4 protein-coding genes and 1 pseudogene are annotated in these 3,766 nt (G+C 62.9%); 1 reads left to right on the top strand and 4 read right to left on the bottom strand.

Annotated elements, in window-relative coordinates:
* The first annotated feature begins 9 nt into the window (after positions 1-9).
* On the top strand, positions 10-1,383 hold the full coding sequence (locus EN939_RS24755; protein WP_127270315.1) for a cytochrome P450: 1,374 nt from the start codon (positions 10-12) through the stop codon (positions 1,381-1,383).
* Positions 1,384-1,410: 27 nt separating this feature from the next.
* Here EN939_RS24755 and EN939_RS24760 read toward each other — a convergent pair whose 3' ends face one another.
* The 4 genes and pseudogenes from EN939_RS24760 to EN939_RS39290 all read right to left on the bottom strand — a co-directional run.
* The gene (locus tag EN939_RS24760) at positions 1,411-2,388 is read right to left on the bottom strand and encodes a complex I NDUFA9 subunit family protein (RefSeq protein ID WP_127270317.1); all 978 of its coding nucleotides are present in this window, start codon (positions 2,386-2,388) and stop codon (positions 1,411-1,413) included.
* 93 nt (positions 2,389-2,481) lie between these two features.
* Positions 2,482-2,934 carry a DoxX family protein gene (locus EN939_RS24765; protein ID WP_127270318.1) on the bottom strand — a complete coding sequence of 151 codons (453 nt, stop codon included), beginning with the start codon at positions 2,932-2,934 and terminating at the stop codon, positions 2,482-2,484.
* A gap of 196 nt (positions 2,935-3,130) precedes the next feature.
* Positions 3,131-3,412: a hypothetical protein gene (locus EN939_RS24770; protein ID WP_127270320.1), complete on the bottom strand. Its 282-nt coding sequence runs from the start codon at positions 3,410-3,412 to the stop codon at positions 3,131-3,133.
* 240 nt (positions 3,413-3,652) lie between these two features.
* Positions 3,653-3,766: pseudogene (locus EN939_RS39290) on the bottom strand (Ldh family oxidoreductase); the annotation flags it as partial.

A 3,766-nucleotide genomic window follows, 5' to 3' on the forward strand; every position in this document is an offset into this window, starting at 1 on the left:
GAGCAGCCCATGGACATCCAGCCCGCCCCCTTCATTCCCCCGGCGCCGAAGCCGCGCACCACGCCGCCCTCGACGCTGGAGATGATCCGCATCGTCTACCGCAACCCGCTCGAATTGTGGGGTGAGCACACCTACAACGAGCCGTGGATCTCGGCCAGTGGTGTTGGTGGACATCTGATCGTCGCCAATGATCCCGGCCTGATCCGCCATGTGCTGGTCGACAATGCCAGGAACTACAAGATGGCGACGGTGCGTCAGAAGATCCTGCGGCCGATCCTGCGCGATGGCCTGCTGACCGCCGAGGGCGAGGTCTGGAAGCGGTCGCGCAAGGCGATGGCGCCGGTGTTCACGCCGCGCCACATCTTCGGCTTCGCCCAGCCGATGCTGAGACGCACGCTGGACTTCGTCGCCCGCTACGAAGACGGCGGCACGTCCGACATCGCCCATGACATGACGCTGCTCACCTACGACATCCTGGCCGAGACGCTGTTTTCCGGCGAGATATCGGGCGAGCCTGGCAGTTTCGCCAACGAGATCGACCGCCTGTTCGAGACCATGGGTCGCGTCGATCCGCTCGATCTGTTGCGCGCGCCCGACTGGCTGCCGAGGCTGACCCGTATCCGCGGCCGCAAGACCATGGCCTATTTCCGCAAGATCGTCACCGACACTGTCAAGATGCGCGAAGCGAAATTCAAGCGCGACCCCGATGCCGTGCCGCAGGATTTCCTGACGCTGCTGCTCAAGGCCGAGGGACCCGATGGACTGACGCGGGCCGAGGTAGAGGACAACATCATCACCTTCATCGGCGCCGGCCATGAGACGACCGCGCGGGCTCTGGGCTGGACACTGTATTGCCTGGCTGAATCGCCGTGGGAGCGCGACCGGGTCGAGCAGGAGATCGACCAGGTGTTGGCGCGCGAGCCCGATCCGACGAAATGGCTCGATGCCATGCCGTTCACGCGTGCGGCTTTCGACGAAGCGCTCAGGCTGTATCCGCCGGCGCCGTCGATCAACCGCGAGCCGATCGAACCGGAAATGTGGAAGGATCTTCATATCCCCAAGCACGCCGCGGTGCTGGTGATGCCCTGGGTCGTGCATCGCCACAGGAAACTGTGGGACCGGCCGGATGCCTTCCTGCCGGAGCGCTTCCATCCGGGAAATCGCGAAAAGATCGACCGCTTCCAGTATCTGCCGTTTGGCGCGGGTCCGCGCGTCTGCATCGGCGCCAGCTTCGCCATGCAGGAGGCGATCATCGCGCTGGCGATCATGCTGTCGCGCTTCCGCTTCGACACGACAGCCGAAACCAAACCCTGGCCTGTACAGAAACTGACCACGCAGCCGCAAGGCGGTCTGCCGATGCGGGTCACGCCGCGACAGGCATGAGACACAGCTTCAGACGGTTGTGATAAATTAAGCAGCAGGCTTGCGTTGCTGGAACTGGCCGGCGGCGCGGTAGCGCCAGAGATAGCTGGGCAGGATCGTCGCGATCGATTGCGGCTGGATGCCGAGCCCTGCAAGCGTCCTGTTGGTCTTGTTGGCGGCGTCCGAAACGATGTTGTGCTCGCGCAACTGCGTCACCTGGTCCTTGGTCAGCAGCGGATTGGGCAACAGACCGAGGATCGAGGCCTGGATGTTGGCCACCCACCACGGCACCGGCACCAGCAGCCGCTTGCGCTCGATCACGTCGAGCAGCTCTTCCATGCACTGCTTGAAGGTGAGCACCTTCGGTCCACCAAGTTCATAGATCTGGCCGCCATCCACCTTGCCGTCGACCGAGCGCGCCACCGCTTCGGCCACGTCGCCGACATAGACCGGCTGGAACTTGGTCTGGCCGCCGCCGATCAGCGGCAGCACCGGCGAATAGCGCGCCATGTTGGCGAAGCGGTTGAAGAAGCCGTCTTCGGGTCCGAAATTGATCGACGGCCGGAAGATCACGGCGTCCTTGATCGTCTCCAGCACAGCCTTTTCGCCAAGCGCCTTGGTGCGCGCGTAGTCTGATTCGGAGTCCAGATCGGCGCCAAGCGCAGAAATGTGGGTCAGGCCGGCGCCGACCGAGCGTGCGGCCTCGGCCACTGCGCGGGCGCCGAACTCGTGCACGGCGGAGAATTTCTGCCGGCCGCTCTCATGCAGGATGGCGACCAGATTGACGACGTGGTCGGCGCCCTGCACGGCGCGGTCTACCGACCAGCGCACGCGCACATTGGCCTGCACCGGCTGGATCTGGCCGACATTGCCAAGCGGCTGCAAATGGCCGGCAAGATCGGGCCGCCGGCAGGCGACCCGGATGCGATAGCCGCGCTTGGCCAACGCGCGCACGACATGGCGGCCGACAAAGCCTGACCCGCCAAAGACGACGACGAGCTTTGGGGTCTGCAGGATTTCGGTCATGGCTGGCTCCGGCGCTCGCAAGCTTGGCTGAAGCCGTTTCATAATCCGTTTCGTGCCAAAGGCAAAGGGCGACGCGTCGTCGCTATCAGCCTGTCAGAACGCTTTGCCCATACGGGCGTCGACCGAATGGCGGTTGCCGCCGCGAATGACGAAGAAGAGCAGGATCGCCGCCCAAAGCAGCGACTTTTCCGCGCCCGAATAGCCTTGGTCCATCGTGACCCAGTGGAACCAGACCGTGACCAGCAGCACGAACAGGCCGGCAAAGGCGGCCGGCCGCGTCAAAAACCCGATGGCAATGAAGATGCCGCCGAAGAATTCAGTGCAGGCCAGAAGCAACGACCACAACGCGCCCGGATAGAAACCGAGACCCTCGACCATCTCGGCAGCGCCGAAAGGATTGGTGATCTTCTGCGAACCATGGATGGCGAAAAACCCGCCGGCGACGACGCGAAGAACGGTTTCGGCACCATCGTGCAGAGCCGCGTAAAACCTGCCAAGGACCGGGATGACAAGGGCGTTGCGGGGGTTGTCCGTGCTTGCCGACATTATAGCTCCTCTGTTTTGCTCAATCAGCGCAAACGGCCGGTCGGGTCGGCCGAAGTCAAATAAACAAAAGTTGACCAAAACAAGAATGTTTTATTCATTGTGCGTCAAAACGCAGAAAACCCCGCCGAAGCGGGGTTTTCCGGGTGACATCCATGCGAAGTCAGGGGCCGACGGAGCGGCCTGACCTGAGACGGTATCAGGAGGGCGTGAAGCAAGTACGCCCACCCCAGCCCTGAACATCCGACATGGTGCCACCAACCTTCTTGCAGGCGGCGACGAAATCGGCGCTGCAATTGGCGAATTTTGCATGGCCGTTCTTGCAGTAATGGTCTTCGGTGGCGCCGCCGCTCGGGGCGGCGATGACACCCGGGCTGGTCGGCTTGGCCGGCGCGGCCTTCAGGGTGGCTGCCTGTGTGGCACCCATGAACGAGCCGAGCAGAAGGACGGCGGTCAGCATGGTGATCTTGGTGTTGGTCATGACAATTTCCTTTGATTTGGGTTGAGGTTTCCGAGGCGCGAAGGACCGGCCTTCGCGTGATGCAGGCTTTCGATTTCGGTTTGCTGCTTCCCCCGGTGTGGATCGGGCAAGCTCGCCTTGCCCTGGACAAAGCTGGGTCGCAGCAAGGCGCGGAAAGGTTCAGCAGCGCGCAAAGAAAATCGCACCGCGCCGCGCCTGCGGCGGGCAGATTTCAGATAACTATTTGATATAAAAAACTATTCAGGAAGAATAGCGTGCGGCGAATTCGGAAATGCGCTGCACCACCGCCTTGGATGCCGTGATGCCCCGCGCTTGCGCCTTCTCGGCGGCCTCTGCGCGGGCACGACCGGGCAC

Source organism: Mesorhizobium sp. M7A.F.Ca.CA.002.05.1.1 (assembly GCF_003998335.1).
Classification (GTDB): domain Bacteria; phylum Pseudomonadota; class Alphaproteobacteria; order Rhizobiales; family Rhizobiaceae; genus Mesorhizobium.